Origin of the sequence: Flavobacterium sp. UBA7680 (genome assembly GCF_002482975.1) — a bacterium.
Taxonomy (GTDB): domain Bacteria; phylum Bacteroidota; class Bacteroidia; order Flavobacteriales; family Flavobacteriaceae; genus Flavobacterium.
Genome location: NZ_DLHA01000041.1, coordinates 38,181 through 57,696, shown reverse-complemented (window position 1 = coordinate 57,696; position 19,516 = coordinate 38,181). Strand labels below are relative to the sequence as shown.

At 33.3% G+C, this 19,516-nt stretch carries 18 protein-coding genes and 1 tRNA gene; 13 read left to right on the top strand and 6 right to left on the bottom strand.

Annotation, left to right across the window (positions count from 1 at the left end):
* Positions 1 to 310 precede the first annotated feature (310 nt).
* On the bottom strand, positions 311 to 1,555 hold the full coding sequence (locus B3C18_RS18245; protein ID WP_291149846.1) for an ABC transporter permease: 1,245 nt from the start codon (positions 1,553 to 1,555) through the stop codon (positions 311 to 313).
* Between the two features lie 183 nt (positions 1,556 to 1,738).
* Here B3C18_RS18245 and hisS point away from each other — a divergent pair, with 183 nt between their 5' ends.
* The 12 genes from hisS (at position 1,739) to B3C18_RS18185 (ending at position 12,684) form a co-directional block, all read left to right on the top strand.
* Complete coding sequence (hisS, locus tag B3C18_RS18240; protein ID WP_291149842.1) at positions 1,739 to 3,166, top strand: histidine--tRNA ligase; 1,428 nt, start codon at positions 1,739 to 1,741, stop codon at positions 3,164 to 3,166.
* 127 nt (positions 3,167 to 3,293) lie between these two features.
* Positions 3,294 to 3,364, top strand: a tRNA-Trp gene (locus B3C18_RS18235).
* A 485-nt stretch (positions 3,365 to 3,849) separates the two neighbouring features.
* Positions 3,850 to 4,428, top strand: coding sequence for a nucleotide exchange factor GrpE (locus B3C18_RS18230; protein WP_291149839.1), 579 nt, complete (start codon positions 3,850 to 3,852; stop codon positions 4,426 to 4,428).
* Positions 4,429 to 4,505: 77 nt separating this feature from the next.
* Complete coding sequence (gene dnaJ, locus B3C18_RS18225; RefSeq protein ID WP_291149838.1) at positions 4,506 to 5,615, top strand: molecular chaperone DnaJ; 1,110 nt, start codon at positions 4,506 to 4,508, stop codon at positions 5,613 to 5,615.
* A gap of 163 nt (positions 5,616 to 5,778) precedes the next feature.
* Complete coding sequence (locus B3C18_RS18220) at positions 5,779 to 6,708, top strand: ABC transporter ATP-binding protein (protein ID WP_291149835.1); 930 nt, start codon at positions 5,779 to 5,781, stop codon at positions 6,706 to 6,708.
* 79 nt (positions 6,709 to 6,787) lie between these two features.
* The gene (locus tag B3C18_RS18215) at positions 6,788 to 8,104 is read left to right on the top strand and encodes an ABC transporter permease (protein ID WP_291149833.1); all 1,317 of its coding nucleotides are present in this window, start codon (positions 6,788 to 6,790) and stop codon (positions 8,102 to 8,104) included.
* Positions 8,105 to 8,202: 98 nt separating this feature from the next.
* On the top strand, positions 8,203 to 9,366 hold the full coding sequence (locus B3C18_RS18210; RefSeq protein WP_291149831.1) for a sigma-54-dependent transcriptional regulator: 1,164 nt from the start codon (positions 8,203 to 8,205) through the stop codon (positions 9,364 to 9,366).
* Between the two features lie 100 nt (positions 9,367 to 9,466).
* On the top strand, positions 9,467 to 10,129 hold the full coding sequence (locus tag B3C18_RS18205) for a DEAD/DEAH box helicase (RefSeq protein WP_291149828.1): 663 nt from the start codon (positions 9,467 to 9,469) through the stop codon (positions 10,127 to 10,129).
* Positions 10,130 to 10,223: 94 nt separating this feature from the next.
* Positions 10,224 to 11,039, top strand: a complete 816-nt coding sequence (locus tag B3C18_RS18200; RefSeq protein WP_291149827.1) for an alpha/beta hydrolase — start codon at positions 10,224 to 10,226, stop codon at positions 11,037 to 11,039.
* A 26-nt stretch (positions 11,040 to 11,065) separates the two neighbouring features.
* Complete coding sequence (locus B3C18_RS18195; RefSeq protein ID WP_053474039.1) at positions 11,066 to 11,284, top strand: putative signal transducing protein; 219 nt, start codon at positions 11,066 to 11,068, stop codon at positions 11,282 to 11,284.
* Between the two features lie 60 nt (positions 11,285 to 11,344).
* Positions 11,345 to 12,148, top strand: a complete 804-nt coding sequence (locus B3C18_RS18190) for a Cof-type HAD-IIB family hydrolase (RefSeq protein ID WP_291149824.1) — start codon at positions 11,345 to 11,347, stop codon at positions 12,146 to 12,148.
* Between the two features lie 8 nt (positions 12,149 to 12,156).
* The gene (locus tag B3C18_RS18185; RefSeq protein ID WP_291149823.1) at positions 12,157 to 12,684 is read left to right on the top strand and encodes a GNAT family N-acetyltransferase; all 528 of its coding nucleotides are present in this window, start codon (positions 12,157 to 12,159) and stop codon (positions 12,682 to 12,684) included.
* A gap of 85 nt (positions 12,685 to 12,769) precedes the next feature.
* Here the strand turns inward: B3C18_RS18185 and B3C18_RS18180 are convergent, their stop codons facing one another.
* Entirely contained in the window at positions 12,770 to 13,294 is a 525-nt protein-coding gene (locus tag B3C18_RS18180; protein WP_053474077.1) for a hypothetical protein, read from the bottom strand.
* 499 nt (positions 13,295 to 13,793) lie between these two features.
* Between B3C18_RS18180 and mtaB the strand changes: the two genes are divergently transcribed.
* A complete protein-coding gene (gene mtaB / locus B3C18_RS18175) occupies positions 13,794 to 15,128 on the top strand; it encodes a tRNA (N(6)-L-threonylcarbamoyladenosine(37)-C(2))-methylthiotransferase MtaB (protein WP_291149820.1) in 1,335 nt (444 codons plus the stop codon).
* Between the two features lie 202 nt (positions 15,129 to 15,330).
* On the opposite strand, the gene B3C18_RS18170 is transcribed toward mtaB, so the two are convergent.
* The 4 genes from B3C18_RS18170 to B3C18_RS18155 all read right to left on the bottom strand — a co-directional run bounded on the left by B3C18_RS18170 (position 15,331) and on the right by B3C18_RS18155 (position 19,474).
* Positions 15,331 to 15,843, bottom strand: a complete 513-nt coding sequence (locus B3C18_RS18170) for a hypothetical protein (protein ID WP_349680588.1) — start codon at positions 15,841 to 15,843, stop codon at positions 15,331 to 15,333.
* An 89-nt stretch (positions 15,844 to 15,932) separates the two neighbouring features.
* Complete coding sequence (locus B3C18_RS18165; protein WP_291149817.1) at positions 15,933 to 16,649, bottom strand: 3-ketoacyl-ACP reductase; 717 nt, start codon at positions 16,647 to 16,649, stop codon at positions 15,933 to 15,935.
* Between the two features lie 112 nt (positions 16,650 to 16,761).
* Positions 16,762 to 17,349 carry an LURP-one-related/scramblase family protein gene (locus B3C18_RS18160; protein ID WP_053474033.1) on the bottom strand — a complete coding sequence of 196 codons (588 nt, stop codon included), beginning with the start codon at positions 17,347 to 17,349 and terminating at the stop codon, positions 16,762 to 16,764.
* A 52-nt stretch (positions 17,350 to 17,401) separates the two neighbouring features.
* Positions 17,402 to 19,474 carry a vWA domain-containing protein gene (locus tag B3C18_RS18155; RefSeq protein ID WP_291149816.1) on the bottom strand — a complete coding sequence of 691 codons (2,073 nt, stop codon included), beginning with the start codon at positions 19,472 to 19,474 and terminating at the stop codon, positions 17,402 to 17,404.
* Positions 19,475 to 19,516: the final 42 nt, after the last annotated feature.

The following is a 19,516-nucleotide window of genomic DNA, read 5'->3' as shown; positions in this document are numbered from 1 at the left end:
ATTGATTACTCCTTAGATTTCCCTTTTTTTTATTTGCACGACAATTGTATTTTAATTGTAGATGATCTATTTGCTGAAACTGTAACATTTGATGGTGAGACAGTAGATAGAATTCTAAATGAGCAGCCTCATGAAATAATTGAGTTCGAGGATTATTTTGAATTTGATATAATAGGAGTTGAAAAAAGAAAACTTATGAAAACTATTTCAGAGTCCTGCAAGGTTTCCAAAACCTTGTAGGTATTGTATTTTCATCGTTAATAAATTTTAAACCTACAAGGTTTTGGAAACCTTGCAGGAAACGTGAAGATTACTCATATCGCAAAGCCTCAATAGGATCTAATTGTGAAGCTTTAATTGCAGGATATAAACCAGAAACAATTGCGACCATAAAACTGGTTCCAAAAGCAGCAAAAATTGCCATCCACGGAATCACGAAAGCAAAACTCATTGCGGCTGCAAAAGCGAAACCTATTAGAATTCCTAACACAATTCCGACCAAACCGCCAATTTGTCCAATTAATAAAGTTTCAATAAAAAACTGAACAGAAATTGTCACTTTTGTTGCACCCAAAGCTTTTCGAACACCAATTTCGCGAGTACGTTCTGTAACCGAAACAATCATAATATTCATTAAAGCGATTGATGAACCTAAAATGGTTATAACAGAAATAATCCACGATGCCCAGCCTAAGTATTTTGTAATTCCTAAAATTCTGTTGATTAAATCATCACTTCGACCAATGCCAAAATTATTATCACGAACAGGACTTAGTTTTCGAACTCTTCGCATTGTACTTGTTGCATTATCAACGGCTTCATCCAGAAGTTCTTTTTTAGAAACCATCACACTGACAGTATAATTAATGTTAGGTGCAGTAAATAAAGAACGTGCCACCTGAATAGGAATTAAAACGCGTAAATCCTGACTGTTTCCAAATGTCGAACCTTTTTCTTTTAAAACGCCAATAACTTTAAAGCGTGCACCGCGAATCGAAATTACTTTATCAATTGGGTTCACATCTTTTAATAAACCTTTTTCAAAATCAGAACCTACAACGCAGGAATAGGTATTGTTATCAATATCAAATTGATTAAAAGAACGACCTAAAGTAGTTTCTAAACCTGAGTTTGAAATAAAATGTTCGTCAACCCCTACAACCGTAATTTCAGGATCTGTTTTAGTATCTAAATATTTTACTTCGGCTTTTGATGTTGCCGTAAAGGAAAGAGAAGTTTCAGTAAAAGGATATTTGTATTTATTTTTAAAAGCAACCGCTTCAGGGTAAGAAATAATAGGATTTATAACTTCTCGTTCATTTCCGCCGCGGTTACGAACTGTATTTTCATATTGATTGATGTTAAAAGTATTCGCTCCCATCGAAGCAAAATTGGTCGAAACCGTATTTTCAAGTGCTGTTACAACAGTTAAAATTCCAACCAAAGCGGTAATTCCGATAGCAATAATTAAAACAGTAAGAATGGTTCGCAGTAATTGAGTTTTGATAGAACCAAAAGCAATTCGGATATTTTCTTTAAATAATTTTAGCATCATGACCAATTTGTCACGAAAATACGGTTTTTGTTACAAGTTTGTTTTCGAACCGCTATTATTTATTTTAAAAAGTAAGATATTTGCAGTCGATTAAAATTAAAAGAAAATAATATCAAAGAATTTTAGGTTTTTAGATTTCACAGTAAATCTAAAATCTAAAATCAGAAATCTAAAATAAAAAAGATGGCTTCAAAACCAAGTATTCCACAAGGGACAAGAGATTTTTCGCCTGCCGAGGTGTCAAAACGTCAATATATTATTCAGACAATAAAAACTAATTTTGAAAAGTTTGGTTTTCAGCCAATAGAAACTCCTTCGTTTGAAAACTCAGATACTTTGATGGGAAAATATGGAGAAGAAGGAGATCGTTTGATTTTTAAAATTCTGAATTCAGGTAACTTTTTCTTCAATAAAAATAAAATTGAATTACCGGAATCTATAGAATCGCTGCAAGTTAATTCTGCCGAAACAATAGATTTAAGTCAAAGAATTGAACTGAATAAATTTACAGGAAGAATTTCAGAAAAAGCATTACGTTACGACTTAACAGTTCCGTTTGCAAGATACGTTGTACAGCACCAAAATGAAATTGAATTTCCTTTTAAAAGATATCAAATTCAGCCAGTTTGGAGAGCTGACAGACCACAAAGAGGACGCTACAGAGAATTCTATCAATGTGATGCCGATGTCGTGGGTTCAACATCACTTTGGCAGGAAGTAGAATTGGTTCAGTTATACGATACCGTTTTTACCTCTTTAGGTTTAGAAGGTGTAACGATCAAAATCAATAACAGAAAAATATTATCTGGAATTGCGGAAGTTATCGGAGCTTCAGATAAATTAATTGATTTTACAGTTGCTCTTGATAAATTAGATAAAATTGGAGAAGATGGCGTAAAGAAAGAAATGATCGAAAAAGGTATTTCTGAAACAGCGTTGGTAAAAGTACAGCCGCTTTTTAGCTTCACCGGAACTTTTGCAGATAAAATCAAGCAGCTTTCAGAATTATTAGCTTCATCAGAAGAAGGAATGAAAGGTGTTGAAGAATTAAAATTTATTTGTGACAATGTTGCAGTTTTAGGATTGTCAAGCGCAATTTTAGATCTTGATGTGACTTTGGCACGCGGATTAAATTATTATACCGGAGCTATTTTTGAAGTTGGAGCTCCAAAAACGGTTTCAATGGGTTCTATTGGCGGTGGCGGAAGATACGACGATTTGACTGGTATTTTTGGTTTAAAAAATATGAGCGGTGTCGGAATCTCTTTTGGATTAGATAGAATTTATTTAGTTTTAGAAGAATTACAATTATTCCCGGAAACTGTTGCAGCGACTTCAAAAGCAATATTTATCAATTATGGAGATAAAGAAGCTTTGTACGCTTCAAAAGCTATTCAGAAATTAAGACAGGAAAATATAAAAGTAGAATTGTATCCAGATAATGTAAAAGTTGGAAAACAATTTCAATATGCAGATAAACGCTTTATTCCATTTGCAGTAATTGCAGGCGATCAGGAAATTGCATCAGATTCTTACGCTTTAAAGAATTTAGTGACAGGCGAACAGGTTTTAGTAGATTTCGAAGGATTAAAAAATGCTTTGTTAGCTTAACTATTTGGAATGAAGGTTTTTGCCTCAGATTGTTCAAATTTAAAGGATTTTCTTTTTAAATCTCTTCGTGAAATAGTTGCTGGTAAAGAAAAAAAACTTTTAATTTGCGGACCTTAAGTTACAAGTTACGGGCGTAGTTCAAGGGTAGAATAGCGGTCTCCAAAACCGTTGATGGGGGTTCGAATCCCTCCGCCCGTGCAATGTTTTTTATCGCAAAGGATTTTTTTACCGCAAAGAACGCAAAGGTTTTTACCAAGAATACTTTAAAAATATAAAGTTCGCAAAGCTAAATCAATATAAAGCTTTGCGAACTTTGCCTTTTTTAAAAAGCTTAAGAATAAAAAAAACTTAGCGTTCTTTGCGTTATTTTTTTTAAAGATAAAAAAGCATAAAAAAAAGCTTCGTCTCTGTAAGGCGAAGCTTTTTTTAATATAAGGTAAACTTGAATTAATAATTATTTATGAGGCCGAAGCCAACCCTTAAATTCAATTTTGATAGGTAATAATTTATGTTCCCAATTTGGATACCAAAGATACGACAAACTAAATCGTAATAGTCTTAAAATTATAATAAATTTTTATTGCCTATTTTCGCTTTTTAAAACACTCATATTTAATAAAGTGACAATTTGACATTTTAGAAGATTTGGCAGTACTTTTGCAATCCAACAGAAAGAAATAAAAATGAAGTTTAAGAATATTTTTAAAAATAAAAGTAATATGACTACTGAAAATACAGAATTCGATCAGGAATTAGACGATGTAACGTTAGAGAACAATGCCAACGGTGAGCAGTTAATTGTTGAAGAATTAAGTGTTGAAGAGCAATTAGCTCAAGACTTGGCAAAGGAAAAAGATAAGTTTTTGAGATTATTTGCCGAATTTGAAAATTACAAAAAAAGAACTTCAAAAGAGCGCATCGATTTGTTTAAAACTGCAAATCAAGAAGTTTTGTTAGCAATGCTTCCTGTTTTAGATGATTTTGACAGAGCGACTGTAGAGATCAACAAATCTGAAGATGAAAATTTGAAAAAAGGTGTTGAGTTGATTCATGAAAAGCTTAAAAGTACTTTAGTTTCTAAAGGTTTAGAGCAAGTTGAAGTAAGAGCAGGTGATGCTTTTAATGCTGATTTTGCTGAGGCAATTACCCAAATTCCAGCTCCGTCTGAAAAATTAAAAGGGAAAATTGTTGATGTTATTGAAAAAGGATACAAATTAGGAGACAAAATTATTCGTTTCCCTAAAGTAGTAATCGGAAACTAAAAAATGCAAACAGAAGTCTCAGAGGCCAGTTTTAAATTGGATTTTGAACTTTTTGGATTTGTAATTTAAACCTAACTATGAAAAAAGATTTTTACGAAATACTAGGCATTTCAAAAAATGCTGACGCTGCCGAAATAAAAAAAGCATATAGAAAAAGTGCGCTTAAATACCACCCTGATAAAAACCCGGGCGACAAAGAGGCAGAAGAAAACTTTAAATTAGCAGCTGAAGCTTATGAAGTTTTAAGCGATCCTAACAAAAAAGCAAAATACGATCAATACGGACATCAGGCATTTGATGGTTCTGGCGGATTTGGCGGTGGTCATGGCGGTATGAATATGGATGACATTTTCAGCCAGTTTGGTGACATTTTTGGAGGAGGATTTGGCGGTTTCGGAGGCGGAGGCGGAGGCCCTCGCCGTGCTAAAGGAAGCAATCTTCGAATTAAAGTAAAACTTACTTTAGAAGAAATTGCAAATGGTGTTGAGAAAAAAGTAAAAGTAAAACGTAAAGTTCAGGCAAAAGGTGTAACGTATAAAACTTGTACAACTTGTAACGGTCAAGGTCAGGTGATGCGTGTAACCAATACCATTTTAGGAAGAATGCAATCTGCATCAACTTGTCCTACTTGTGGTGGTTCTGGTCAAATTTTAGATAAAAGACCTTCTGAGGCAGATGCACAAGGAATGGTTCAGGAAGATGAAACTGTATCAATCAAAATCCCGGCAGGTGTTACTGACGGAATGCAGTTGAAAGTTTCAAACAAAGGAAACGATGCACCGGGAAATAGTATTCCGGGAGATTTAATTGTTGCCATTGAAGAAGTAGAACACGAATTCTTAAAACGTGAAGGTGAAAACATTCATTTTGATTTATACATCAGTTTCCCTGAAGCAGTTTTAGGGGTTTCAAAAGATATCGAAGCCATCAACGGAAAAGTTCGTATTAAACTGGAAGAAGGAATTCAATCTGGAAAAATCTTAAGATTAAAAGGAAAAGGAATTCCAAGTTTAAACGGTTACGGAAGCGGAGATTTATTGGTTCACGTAAATGTTTGGACACCAAAAACATTAAACAAAGAACAAAAACAATTCTTTGAAAATGCTTTAAACGATGAGCATTTTGCGCCAAGTCCAGAGAAATCAGAAAAATCATTTTTTGAAAAAGTAAAAGATATGTTCTCATAATCTAAACTTTTCTAAAATGTTTAAATAAATTCAAAACCCATTCTAAACATAAATAGAATGGGTTTTTTGCGTATTATTATGCAGATTCGCTAGTAATTATTTACTTTTACAGACTGTTGGTAAAAATAACAAAAGCCAGCGCAAGAAAATCCAAAAAAACAAAATGAGCAACTTACTCGAAGTACATAAAGTCGTAAAACAATATGGCGATTATGTAGCGCTTAACGAAGTTTCATTAAATGTCCCAAAAGGCAGTATATATGGACTTTTAGGTCCTAATGGAGCTGGAAAAACTTCCCTAATCAGAATCATCAATCAAATTACAATGCCAGACAGTGGCGAAGTAATTTTAGATGGAGAAAGACTGCACCCAAAACACGTGCAGACAATTGGTTATCTTCCGGAAGAAAGAGGATTGTACAGCTCGATGAAAGTGGGGGAACAATGTTTGTATCTCGCACAAATGAAAGGACTTTCTAAAGCTGAAGCCAAAAAGCAATTGGATTACTGGTTTGACCGTTTAGGAATTCAGGGCTGGTGGAATAAAAAAATTCAGGAACTTTCTAAAGGAATGGCACAAAAAATTCAGTTTGTAGTTTGTGTTTTGCACAAACCAAAATTGTTAATTTTTGATGAGCCTTTCTCAGGTTTTGATCCCGTAAATGCCAATGTTATAAAGGATGAAATTTTGGCATTAAAAGAGGAGGGAGCAACTATTATTTTCTCCACACACAGAATGGAAAGTGTCGAAGAACTTTGCGACCATATTGCATTAATTCACAAATCAAATAAACTGATTGAAGGAAAAGTGGGCGATGTAAAACGCCAGTTTAAAACCAACAGTTTTGAAGTTGGAATCCTGACAAACAACGTTGAAGGCTTGATGTACGATATTACACAAAAGTTTACTGTTTCGCCTGCAAATTTTAAATCCTTAAACGACGATTTAAAATTAAATATTCAAATAGGAAATGCAACGCCAAATGAATTATTACATATCCTGACACAACGCGGACAAGTAACACATTTCGTAGAAAAAATTCCAAGTGTACACGATATTTTTATTCAAACAGTTACTGAAAATACAAAATAAAATTCCAAAAAAGAAATTCCAAATTCCAATTTAAGAGTGTTCAAAATTGGAATTTGGAATTTGAAAATTTAAAATATTTATGAGCATCATTTCGTTGATTATAAAAAGAGAATTTATTGCCAAAGTCCGCAATAAATCTTTTGTTGTCATGACTTTTTTGAGTCCGCTTTTATTTGTTGTGATAGCCGTTTTTATCGGTTATTTGAGCACAATGAAAGCCGAAACAAAACGTATTGCTATTCATGATGAAACTGGACTTTTTGCTGCCGACTTTTTAAAAGAAAATAAAAAAGGTGCCGAATTCAAATATCTGAATTTATCTGAAATTGATGTAAAAGCTTTAAAAGACAGTATTACAAAAGAAAATTTCAGCGGATTAATTGTCATTCCAAAAACAAATAAAACAAAAGATTTAGAAAGTAAAATTGAATTTATTTCAAATAATAGTCCGAGTATTTCTTTTATAGAAAGCACGCAGAAAATCATCGGAACAAAAATCACCAAACTAAATCTCGAAGAAGCCAAACTAGATACTCTGGCAATTCAAAAAGCACAATCAGAGGTTAATATTCATTTGGTTAAAGCTTCGGGAGAAGAAAGTTTAAAAGGTTTAAATGAAATAAAAATTGCAATAGGCGGTGCATTCGGTTATTTGATTATGATGTTCATTATCATTTACGGAAATATGGTAATGCGAAGTGTAATCGAAGAAAAGACAAACCGTATTATCGAAATCATTATTTCATCTGTAAAACCATTTCAATTAATGATTGGTAAAATCGTTGGAACTTCTCTAGCAGGAATTTTACAATTTATGATTTGGGCGATTATTGGTTTGGGATTAATGTTTGCGGCATCAACATTTTTTGGAGTAAACGTTGGACCAACAGCCAGAATTTCGCCGGAATTAATGCAATCCGCACAACATGAATTTTCAGGAACAGCACAAATGTATATTACCGAATTATGGAACCTGCCAATTGCAAGTATCATAATTGGGTTTGTAATTTATTTTATTGGAGGTTATTTTCTATACAGTTCGTTTTATGCCGCAATTGGAGCAGCAGTTGATAATCAAACCGATTCTCAGCAATTTTTACTGCCAATATTAATGCCGTTAATTCTAAGCGTCTACATCGGATTTTTTACGGTTGTAAACGACCCGCATGGAACTGTTGCAGTTGTATTTTCAATGATTCCGCTTACGTCGCCAATAGTTATGCTAATGCGTATTCCGTTTGGCGTGCCGTGGTGGCAAATTGCAATTTCGGTATCATTATTGTTTGCTACCTTTTTCCTTGTCGTTTGGTTCGCCGCAAAAATTTACCGAGTAGGTATTTTAATGTACGGCAAAAAACCAACGTGGAAGGAATTGTATAAATGGCTAAAATATTAACTTAGAGATTCTAAGTTTCTAAGTTTCTGAGACGCTAAGATTTTAGCTAAAAAAACTCAGAACCTTAGTATCTTAGCATCTTAGTATCTTAAAAAAGAATGAGTAAAATACTAATTATCGAAGACGAAGCAGCGATTAGAAGAGTTTTGGTAAAAATATTATCAGAAGAAAATGATACCTATCAGGTTGATGAAGCTGAAGATGGAGCCGCGGGTCTTGAAAAAATAAAAAACAACGATTACGATTTGGTTTTGTGCGATATCAAAATGCCAAAATTGGACGGTGTTGAGGTTTTAGAAGAAGTAAAAAAAATAAAACCGGAAATTCCGATGGTTATGATTTCAGGTCATGGCGATATGGAAACCGCGATTCATACCATGCGTTTAGGCGCTTTTGATTATATCTCAAAACCACCAGATTTAAACCGATTATTGAATACCGTTCGTAATGCTTTAGACAAAAAACAATTAGTTGTTGAGAATAAAATCTTAAAGAAAAAAGTCAGCAAAAATTACGAAATGATTGGCGACAGCGAATCTATTAATCATATTAAAGTTATGATTGATAAAGTTGCTCAAACCGAAGCCAGGGTTTTAATTACGGGGCCAAACGGAACCGGAAAAGAATTAGTAGCACATCAATTACATGAAAAAAGCGAACGTGCTAATTTTCCTTTAATTGAAGTAAACTGCGCGGCTATTCCGAGTGAATTGATCGAAAGTGAATTATTCGGACACGTAAAAGGTGCTTTTACATCGGCAGTTAAGGATCGTGCCGGAAAGTTTGAAGCGGCTGATAAAGGAACTATTTTCTTAGATGAAATTGGAGATATGAGTCTTTCGGCGCAAGCCAAAGTTTTACGTGCGCTTCAGGAAAGTATGATTACCAGAGTTGGTGCCGAAAAAGACATTAAAGTTGATGTTCGTGTGGTTGCCGCAACAAATAAAGATTTAAAAACAGAAATTGCTGAAGGCCGTTTCCGTGAAGATTTATACCATCGTTTGGCTGTAATTTTAATTAAAGTTCCGCCATTGAATGAAAGACGTGACGATATTCCGGCTTTGATAAGGCATTTTGCAGAGAAAATTGCATCAGAGCAAGGAAATGTGGTTAAGGTGTTTTCGGCGCAAGCCATACAATTATTACAAGAATACGATTGGACAGGAAATATTCGTGAACTTCGAAATGTTGTCGAAAGATTAATCATTTTAGGAGGAAATGAAATCTCTGAAGGCGACGTAAAAATGTTCGCAAGCAAATAGATGGTGCTTCGCGCTGTAGGCTTTAAGCTTTAGGCTTTAAGCTTTTAAAAATATATATTTAGCTTAAAGCCTAAGGCTTACAGCTTAAAGCATAAAAAAAATGAAACTAAAAAAAATAAACGAGAAATTACAAGACGCTTTAATTGAAAACGGTTTAACAGAAGCAAATGTTTTGCAGCTGGAAACTTTTTCGACCATAAAAAGTGGTGCGGATTGTATTGTTATTTCTCCGGAGAAAAGCGGAAAAACAACCACAATTGTTTTGAATGTGATTCAGCAATTGGCTGGTAAAACGGAAGAATCGCCACGCGCTTTGATTATTGTTGAAGACAAAGCAAAAGTGCTTGAAATGGAAGAGCTTTTTGAGAAATACGGAAAATATACGAATCTCGAAGTGTATGGTGTTCATGACAAAGGCGATATGGATTATGACAAAAATTACGTTTCTACGGGAATTGATGTTTTAATTGGAACACCAAACAAATTGAGCGATATGTTTTCGACGGCGGGTTATAATGTAAACCGTTTGAAAATGTTTATCCTTGATGATGCAGATCCTATTTTGAAATTGCGCCATGAAACTAAAATCATGCGTATTTCTAACAGTATTGCCAAAACGCAGCGTTTAATTTTTGCTGAAACTTTGACAGAACGTATCGAAATTTTGGCAGATAAAATGTTACTGGAGCCTTATTTATTTGATATGGATGAAGAAAGCGAGGAGGAATTGGATGAAGAAGAAGACGATATCGAGGAAGAGTAAAAAGTCGTAATTTTCAGTCTCAGTCGAAGTTTTCAGTCACAGTTTACAAGCTTCACTGAAAACTGCGACTGAGACTGAAAACTAACTAATAAATATGGAAATATTCAAAACACTCAAATTCTTATCAATCGTACTTTTGTGCTTTTTTCTGATTATTTATGTTTTGATAATTTCGTATGTTTATTTCAATCAGGTTGAATTGGTTTTTCATAGTTCAAGATTACCAAAGGATTATAAGTTTGATTATCAGCAAAAATTCGAAGAGATAAATATCAAATCCTTTGACGGAACTATTCTTAACGGATTATTATTTAAGACCGAGAATTCTAAAGGACTCGTTTTTTATCTTCATGGAAATGCCGGAACACTTGAAACTTGGGGTAAAATTGCAAAAATTTATACTTCATTAGGATACGATATCTTTATTTTAGATTATAGAAGTTTCGGGAAAAGCGAAGGTGAAATCGAAAATGAAGAACAATTGTCAAAAGATATTTCAATTGTGTATCAGTCAATGACGAAAAGATATCCCGAAAATAAAATCATAATTGCCGGATATTCGATAGGTTCTGGATTTGCGGCTAAATTAGCTTTCGAAAATAAACCAAAAGCTTTACTGTTGCAGGCGCCGTATTATAATTTTTTAGAATTGTCAAGTAAACGAGTGCCAATGTTTCCGGACTTTATGAAAAAGTTTAGTTTAGAAACCAATGTATATCTTCCGCAGATAAAAGCTCCAATTTATATTTTTCATGGAACGGCAGACCAATTAATTCCTTTTGAGAATTCAGTTCGGTTAAAACAGCTTTTGAAATCAAATGCTGTTTTTTATCCATTAAAAAATCAGGAACATATTGGAATAAATGAAAATAAAGATTTTCAAAATCAATTAAAAACAATACTAGAATAGATTAATAATTAATAAAATAAAATGTCATGGGATTAATGAAGGTGTTTTCGGGAAGTGAAGTATTAGCAATTGCTTTGCAGGAAAGATTAGAAGAAGCCGGTGTAGAAACTGTAAAAAAAGATAATATTCAATCAGCTCGTTTAGGAGGTTTTGGCGGTACAGATTTGGCCGTTGAGGTTTTCATTCAGGAAACAGATTTTGCAAAAGCAAATCCGGTTATTGAAGAGTTTAGAATGAGTATTTAAGAAGTTTTCAGTCTCAGTAAGAACTGAAAACTGAGACTGAAAACTGCAAACTAAAAAAACATGCAATATAAAATGTTAGTTCTCGACATGGATGATACCTTGTTGACAGACGACCACAAAATTTCTGATTTAAATAAAAAAGTTTTATTAGAAGCACAGGCAAAAGGTGTTTATGTTGTTTTGGCTTCGGGAAGGCCAACATCGGCAATGATTGCTTATGCTAAAGAGCTGGAATTAGATTTAAATGATTCTTATATGATTTCTTTTAACGGAGCTATTATCAGCCAGGTGAAAGATGATCTTGTTTTATTTGAGCAGAAACTTACTGTAGAACAAATCCACGCTTTATACGATTATAGTGTAAAAATGAAAACGCACATCATTACGTATTTAGATGACGAAATTATAAGCGAAACCGATTCTGAATATATCGAAATCGAAAAAGATATTACCGGAATGGCGCACCGTAAAGTTTCGAGTTTTAAAGATTATGTTGACAGACCTGCTGTAAAATGTATTTTACTTGAAAATCCTGCTTATTTAAAAGAAGTCGAAAAAGATTTATTAGTTGCAATGCCACATTTGAGCGTTTCAATGTCTAAACCTTTTTTCCTTGAAGCAGCACAAAACGGAATTGATAAAGCGACAAGTTTAAAACAATTAGCAGATAGACTTGGAATTCATCAAAGTGAAATTATCGCTGTTGGAAACGCGGGAAATGACTTAACGATGATCGAATATGCCGGTTTAGGTGTTTGGGTTGATAATGTAACGCCAGAATTGCGCGATAAAGCAAATTTAATTGTATCTTCAAATAACAATGACGGCGTTGCCGAAGTCGTACAGAAATATATTTTAAATTAATTTTTGAGATGAAAAATCCAATCGAAACAGAACGTTTGATATTACGGGAATTAGAATTTTCTGATGCTGAAGGAATGTTCGAATTGGATTCGAATCCGAATGTGCATTTGTTTTTAGGGAATAATCCCGTAAAACATATTGAAGAAAGTATTGATTATATCAAATTTGTTCAAAAACAATACAAAGATTTTGGAACAGGCCGTTGGGCTGTGGTTTTAAAAGAAACCAATGAATTTATTGGCTGGTCGGGAATAAAATATATTACGGACGAAATCAATAAGCATAAAAACTTTTACGAGTTAGGATATCGTTTTATCGAAAAACATTGGGGAAAAGGATATGCATCTGAAGCTGGAAAAGCTTTTATTGATTATGCTTTTAACGAAATGAAAGTAGAAAAACTTTACGCTTTCGCGGATGCGGGAAATGAAAATTCCAGAAAGATTTTAGAAAAACTAGGTTTCCATTTTGTAAATTCTTTCGAATATGAAGGAGAAATAGAAGTTTGGTACGAACTCAAAAGTCCAAACTTATAAGGAATTGTGTTTTAAGAAATCGTTCCTCCAAATCTTTGAAAACTATAAAAGTCTGCAAAGATTTGGAAAACGTAATTTCTTGCAATTATTTTTTAGCTACAGAAACAAAATATTTATTTCCGTCACCCATTGTAAGTTTTACACGCTCGTCGCAAAGATCAATTGCATAAACGGCACTTTCGTAACAGCTGCAAGTTGTGTTTTTGTCTTTTGACATTTCAGTTTTACAATTGTTGTTTTTGAATGTTGCTAATTGTGGAGTATATAAACTTACTAAATCTGTAGAAGCAGTAACTAAAGAGATAATACTTGCTGAATTATTATTAGTAATTCTGTAAACAATTCTATCTGTATAGTTTACTTCATTTACAGTTACTTTACGAATATAAGTGTAAGCTGTAGATTCTGTACTTGGCTCCTTTACTTCAAATTTAAATCCAACCGCACGAATTGCAATATCAAATTGTGATTGAGAGTTTAAACTCGCCCAATTTGTTAAAGTACTAATAGATGGAAATGGGTTTGCATTTGCAGCTGGGGCATTAGTTTGCGCTTGCGAACTAAAAATGGTCAAGAACATCAAGCAGATCGTGGGTAAAAATGCTTTCATAGTGGAGTTTTTAATTTTTAATTTTTGCCTACTCTTTATGGTTTTCGGCGTTCCCATTCGTTTTTTAATAACAAAACAACAACATAACGATTGAAAAACAAAATTGTTTTATATGAATTGTTATTATATTAATATTAAAGTTTAAAATCTATAAAAACTCAATATAAAACTGAAATTTTCTAAACAAAGTTAAATGTAAGAAAATTTTAATTTAAAAGACAAAAAAATGTATTTAATCGATAAAATTTGCACTTAATCGATAATTTTGTCATTTAATTCCTATTGAATTAAAATTTAGCATCTCCTAAAATACAAAATTTAAGAAATAAATGATTTATTATTTGGTTTTTTAATGCGTTTTAAAATTCATGCTTTCTGCAAAATATTGATATATAGTATATTATTGATTTTATTTTCAAGAATATTGTATGTAAATTTGCAAACTCTTTAATAGAGATGTAAATATAATATCTTACTACTATAAATGTAGTGCATTCCTATGGAAAATAGAAAAAAAGTTGCTTTTTATACGCTTGGCTGCAAATTGAATTTCTCAGAAACCTCTACGATTGCCAGAAACTTTAATGATGAAGGTTTTGATCGTGTCGATTTTGAAGAAATTGCAGATATATATGTTATCAATACCTGTTCTGTAACAGAAAATGCAGATAAGCAGTTTAAGCAGGTTGTAAAAAAGGCAATGAAACTTAATGATAAAGCTTTTGTCGCAGCAGTTGGATGTTATGCACAATTAAAACCAGAAGAATTAGCAGCTGTTGATGGCGTTGATTTAGTTTTGGGAGCTACAGAAAAATTTAAAATCACAGATTATATTCATGATTTGAGCAAAAACGATATGGGTGAAGTTCATTCCTGCGAAATTGCCGAAGCTGATTTTTATGTGGGAAGTTACTCCATTGGCGATCGTACACGTGCCTTTTTGAAAGTTCAGGACGGCTGCGATTATAAATGTACATATTGTACAATCCCTTTAGCGCGCGGGATTTCAAGGAGTGACGCTTTAGAAAATGTCTTAAAAAATGCCAAAGAAATTTCGGCTCAAAATATCCGTGAAATTGTTTTAACCGGAGTTAATATTGGAGATTACGGAAAAGGCGAATTCGGAAATAAAAAACACGAACATACTTTTCTTGATTTGGTGAAAGCTTTAGATGAAGTTGAAGGAATCGAACGTCTTCGTATTTCATCTATTGAACCGAATTTATTGAAAAATGAAACCATAGATTTCGTTTCAAAAAGCCGAACTTTTGTACCGCATTTCCATATTCCGCTGCAATCAGGAAGCAACGATATTTTAAAATTAATGAAACGTCGTTATTTGCGTGAAGTCTATACAGATCGTGTAAATAAAATTCGTGAAGTTATGTCGCACGCTTGTATTGGTGTCGATGTAATTGTTGGTTTTCCTGGAGAAACAGACGAACATTTCTTAGAAACCTATCATTTCTTAAACGAAATGGATATTTCTTATCTGCACGTTTTCACGTATTCTGAAAGAGACAATACAGAAGCTGCAGATATGCCGGGAGTTGTTCCTGCAAATGTAAGAGCAAAACGAAGCAAAATGTTGCGCGGATTATCTGTTAAAAAACGTCGTGCTTTCTACGAAAGTCAAATAGGAACAAACAGAACAGTTTTATTCGAAAGCGAAAATAAAGAAGGTTACATTCACGGTTTTACTGAAAACTACGTAAAAGTAAAAACGCCATGGAATCCTGAATTGATTAATACTTTGCACGAAATCAATTTGACAAAAATTGATGAAGATGGAAGTGTTCGTTTGGAGTTTGTAAATAAATTAGCGGAAGCTTAAAAATGTATAGTTGAACTTTGTCAAAGTTTTAAACTTTGACAAAGTTATCGCGTGCATACATATACCCAAAGTATTGTCATTGCGAGGAACGAAGCAACCGCACTAACAAAAGCACAAGAGATATGCAGCGTGTGATTGCTTCGTTCCTCGCAATGACAGAAAATAAAAAAGCCTCTTTTTAAGAGGCTTTTTCTATTTGTAACTACTTCTGATTCTCAGGAATCACCAATTTCAAAGAATTAATATAATCCGTATCAAATTCAATAACTCTGATTTTTTCAGGATTAAAAGCTAATTCACCACCAAATTTACCTTTTGTTTCAAGGAAATCAATTAATAGTTCATCTGCTGTAAGAGAAATCAATTTGCCTAAATAAACAGCTTTTGAAGATTTTTTAGCAATCTGAAAAATAGTATACTTTCTGTCCAGAAAATTTACAATAGCATTCAGATCCTGAATCGGAATAATATCTTCTGTATTAATGTTTATTCCTTTTAGACGAATAACTTTTTCGGTAAAAGCGAGATCTTCATCCCTGTGAATTGCTTCGATATTTTTATTTTTCAAAATAACAAAGCCATCCAAAATATAATCAACCGGATTATTTCGAAGTAAAATCCAGTCATCAGAATAATCAATAAGAAATCCGGTAAAAATTTCTTTTTTATCCTGAAATTCTATCGCAATTAATTGTCTTAAATATTGTTCCATCATTTTAGTTTTGAAATTCCAATTTTTTTAAACTCCAAATTCCAATTACATTAAGAGTTGGAATTTGGAATTTAAAATTTGGAATTTATTTTTTAAGGATTAGTAGACCAAATACTGCTGTTTTTAATAAAAACTCTGCGGTTTAATTTAAGCTGTGCAATAATCAGTTCAGCAACATCTTCAGACTGCATTACTTTTTCTGGATTTCCATCCGTTAATTTTAAGTCAATTGCTAAATCTGTTGCGACTGTGCTTGGCGTCAAAGCAGTAACTCGAATATTATGTTTTCTCATTTCCTGCATTAAAGAATCCGTTAAACCCATAACAGCAAATTTTGAGGCACTGTACGCACTTGTAACAGCATTTCCGTTTAATCCTGCGGTTGAAGAAATATTGATGATATCACCCGTTTGTCTTTCGATCATTTGAGGAATAACAGCGCGGGTTGTATAATATGTTCCCATTAAATTTACCTGAATAATTCTTTCCCAGTCAGCAGGTTCTAATTCCAGAAATTTTCCAAAAGCACCAATTCCGGCATTATTAATCAGGATATCAATAGTTTTAAATTCGGCTAAAGCTTTTTCAACGGCAGCATTTACAGAATTGATGTCAGAAACATCCGCAGATAAAGCTAAAGATTTAACGCCAAATTGATTTACTTCAGTGGCTAATTGATCCACATCGGCTTGAGTTCTCGCAACAAGAATTACATTTACGCCTTCTTTTGCCAAAGCAATGGCAATCGCTTTTCCAATTCCTTTACCAGCGCCTGTAATAAGCGCATTTTTATTTTTTAAGTCTGTCATGATTTGTATTTAGAAATGCAAAAAGCATCATTTTAAGTCTAACAAAAATAAAACTTTTGCCAACTAAAATGATGCTTTTAGGTGTTTTCTTAATCTAAGTTTAACAACTTTGTTATTCTTTCAAAACCATGTCGATACACATAACGGCAGCAAGAATTAATTGTCTAAGCGGACTATCTGATGGTACAGTTTCTTCAATTTGAAGTACATAATTATCTGCACTTGTAAAAAACTCTTTTCCTAATCCAGCCCATTTCTTGCTTACTTGTGCAAGCTGTTTATTTTCGTGAGAAAACTTAAAATCCCATCCTGTCCATTTTCCTTGTAACGTTGCAGCAGGTTTGTCATTTTTATCTAAGATTTCAAATCTTCCTCCAAATGAGAAAAATTTCTGTTTGAAGGTTCCAATTAATCTGTCTTTTTCGTCAAAAACTTCAACAGTAGATCTGAAAATTGCAATTCCTCTTTTTACCGAAATTAATTTTTCGCCCGAAGCAGTTGTGATTTCAACATTAAAAGGTGTCGCTCTTTTATAATCTGTAAAACGAAATACTTTAGTAAAGAAACCAAGATTATTTTCTCGGCAGTTCATAATTATTTGATTCGTTTCCGGGTCGTAAATGTCGTAGTTGTTAGCAGCTTTAAACATTCCGATATGTTCTTTAACTAAAAATAGATTTTGGCTTAAAATTGGATTCATACGTTTATAAAATTAATGATTCGATTAAAAACCAAATGTAAAGAAATATTTATTAATTATATTCTTCAGAAGTTTCAATAAGACGAATAAATTCGGCTTTGTAACCTCCTTTGTCAAATGACATTCCTTGTTGTGCTAATTCCGCAATAGCTTCAGATGATTTATCAGTAATTAATTTTGAATCTCTTAGTTTTAATCCAAACCAAGCCACGGCTGTACTAAATTTAAAATCATCACTCGCTCTGTCTAAACTAACCGATTTGTTGTTGATTATCTGAACCATTTCAATACTTTTATCGCCGTCAGGTTTTTTGTAACGGAATTTTATTGTGGCTAGTTCACCGCTGTAATTGTTTGAACTTGTTTCGGTTTGAGTGTATTTTAAATCATCCGGCTGAACATTTAAATAATCGCTTTTTATACCAGCCGGAATAATTTCATACAAAGCCGTAACGGTATGATTACTTCCTAATTCTCCGGCATCGATCGCATCATTTTTAAAATCTTCCGGACGAAGTTTTCTATTTTCATAACCAATTAATCGATACGCCTGAACTTGTTTTGGATTGAATTCGATCTGGATTTTTACATCTTTTGCAATCGCAAACATCGAACCTTTAAATTCTTTTCCAAGAAAACGATTTGCTTCCTGAATATTATCGATATAGGCATAATTTCCGTTTCCTTTATCCGCAAGGATTTCCATTTTGCTGTCTTTGTAATTTCCCATTCCGTAACCTAGACAAGTTAAGAAAACGCCTGTTTTTCTTTTTTCTTCGATCAATTGTTCCATATCAGAATTAGAAGAACTTCCTACATTAAAATCGCCATCAGTAGCTAGAATTACACGATTGTTTCCGCTTTTAATGAAATTTTCTGTGGCAATCTTATAGGCGAGTTCGATTCCTGCACCTCCGGCTGTACTTCCTCCGGCTTCTAATTTATCCAGCGCTTTAATTATTGTTTTTTTCTCGTTTCCAAAAGTTGGAGGCAAAACCATTCCTGCTGCTCCCGCATAAACCACAATTGCTACTTTGTCATTTGGTCGTAATTCATTTACCAATATTTTCATAGATTGTTTTAGCAAAGGCAGTTTATTCATGTCATCCATTGAATCCGAAACGTCAATTAAGAAAACAAGATTTGAAGAAGGTAAATCTTCAATTGGAATGTTTTTTCCCTGTAAACCAATTTTAAGGATTTTATTTTGTGAGTTCCAAGGCGAATCGCTTACTTCTGTATTAATAGAAAACGGATGTTCATTTTTTGGCTGCGGATAATTGTATTTAAAAAAGTTCACCATTTCTTCTACACGCACCGCATCTTTTGGAACTTTTTGTCCGCTATTTAAAAAACGTCTGATATTGGTATAAGAAGCATTATCAACATCTATGGAAAAAGTAGAAAGAGGAGCCGTTTTTGGACTTTCAAAGGCATTTTCTACAAAAGCATTGTAATCTTCCTGAGTTGGCTGAACAGGATTTGTTCTGATAATATTTAATTTCTTGTCTAATTCTTGTTCCGAAAGATTTTTGTAAAGTCCGTCTTTCGTTACAATAACTACTGCACCGTTTATAGCTTTATTTCCGTAAATTGAAGTAGCCGATTCCTCTTTTAAAACTTTTACATCATCAATATCATTCGGATTAATTTTTGCCATTTGATCGGCTTTTATTGCAACTCCGTCAACAATGTAAATCGGCTCATTTTTCGGAGAAACAGATTCCGTGGCACTTGGAGCTGGCGTATATTGGCTTTTTGATTGTTTTGCGGCTTTCCTTTTAGTTCTTGAAATTCCGTAAGCCACTGTAACAACTTCCTGCAGCTGCGTAGAATCGTCTTTTAATACAACATTTATAACATTTGAATCTTGTACAATAATGGTTTCACTCTTCAGTCCGATATAAGAAAAAACAAGAACATTGCCTTTTTGAGCTTGAATGCTGTATTTTCCATCAAAATCCGTAGCAACATATGTTTTTGTCCCTTGAATGTAGACATTAACCCCCGGAAGTGCAATCGAACTTGCATCTGTAACAATTCCTGTAATAGTTCTTTCCTGCGCCATTGACACGAAACATATAAGCATAGCAATGGCTGATGAAATAAGTTTTAGACTTTTCATGATAGTAAGTTTTAAATTAATGTTCGGATTTTTTTCTTAGTC

What these genes read in the sequence shown, in the direction of transcription:
- B3C18_RS18245 (WP_291149846.1), bottom strand. Translation starts at nt 1,555, where the DNA reads ATGATGCTAAAATTATTTAAAGAAAATATCCGAATTGCTTTTGGTTCT.
- hisS (WP_291149842.1), top strand. Translation starts at nt 1,739, where the DNA reads ATGGCTTCAAAACCAAGTATTCCACAAGGGACAAGAGATTTTTCGCCT.
- B3C18_RS18230 (WP_291149839.1), top strand. Translation starts at nt 3,850, where the DNA reads ATGAAGTTTAAGAATATTTTTAAAAATAAAAGTAATATGACTACTGAA.
- dnaJ (WP_291149838.1), top strand. Translation starts at nt 4,506, where the DNA reads ATGAAAAAAGATTTTTACGAAATACTAGGCATTTCAAAAAATGCTGAC.
- B3C18_RS18220 (WP_291149835.1), top strand. Translation starts at nt 5,779, where the DNA reads ATGAGCAACTTACTCGAAGTACATAAAGTCGTAAAACAATATGGCGAT.
- B3C18_RS18215 (WP_291149833.1), top strand. Translation starts at nt 6,788, where the DNA reads ATGAGCATCATTTCGTTGATTATAAAAAGAGAATTTATTGCCAAAGTC.
- B3C18_RS18210 (WP_291149831.1), top strand. Translation starts at nt 8,203, where the DNA reads ATGAGTAAAATACTAATTATCGAAGACGAAGCAGCGATTAGAAGAGTT.
- B3C18_RS18205 (WP_291149828.1), top strand. Translation starts at nt 9,467, where the DNA reads ATGAAACTAAAAAAAATAAACGAGAAATTACAAGACGCTTTAATTGAA.
- B3C18_RS18200 (WP_291149827.1), top strand. Translation starts at nt 10,224, where the DNA reads ATGGAAATATTCAAAACACTCAAATTCTTATCAATCGTACTTTTGTGC.
- B3C18_RS18195 (WP_053474039.1), top strand. Translation starts at nt 11,066, where the DNA reads ATGGGATTAATGAAGGTGTTTTCGGGAAGTGAAGTATTAGCAATTGCT.
- B3C18_RS18190 (WP_291149824.1), top strand. Translation starts at nt 11,345, where the DNA reads ATGCAATATAAAATGTTAGTTCTCGACATGGATGATACCTTGTTGACA.
- B3C18_RS18185 (WP_291149823.1), top strand. Translation starts at nt 12,157, where the DNA reads ATGAAAAATCCAATCGAAACAGAACGTTTGATATTACGGGAATTAGAA.
- B3C18_RS18180 (WP_053474077.1), bottom strand. Translation starts at nt 13,294, where the DNA reads ATGAAAGCATTTTTACCCACGATCTGCTTGATGTTCTTGACCATTTTT.
- mtaB (WP_291149820.1), top strand. Translation starts at nt 13,794, where the DNA reads ATGGAAAATAGAAAAAAAGTTGCTTTTTATACGCTTGGCTGCAAATTG.
- B3C18_RS18170 (WP_349680588.1), bottom strand. Translation starts at nt 15,843, where the DNA reads ATGATGGAACAATATTTAAGACAATTAATTGCGATAGAATTTCAGGAT.
- B3C18_RS18165 (WP_291149817.1), bottom strand. Translation starts at nt 16,649, where the DNA reads ATGACAGACTTAAAAAATAAAAATGCGCTTATTACAGGCGCTGGTAAA.
- B3C18_RS18160 (WP_053474033.1), bottom strand. Translation starts at nt 17,349, where the DNA reads ATGAATCCAATTTTAAGCCAAAATCTATTTTTAGTTAAAGAACATATC.
- B3C18_RS18155 (WP_291149816.1), bottom strand. Translation starts at nt 19,474, where the DNA reads ATGAAAAGTCTAAAACTTATTTCATCAGCCATTGCTATGCTTATATGT.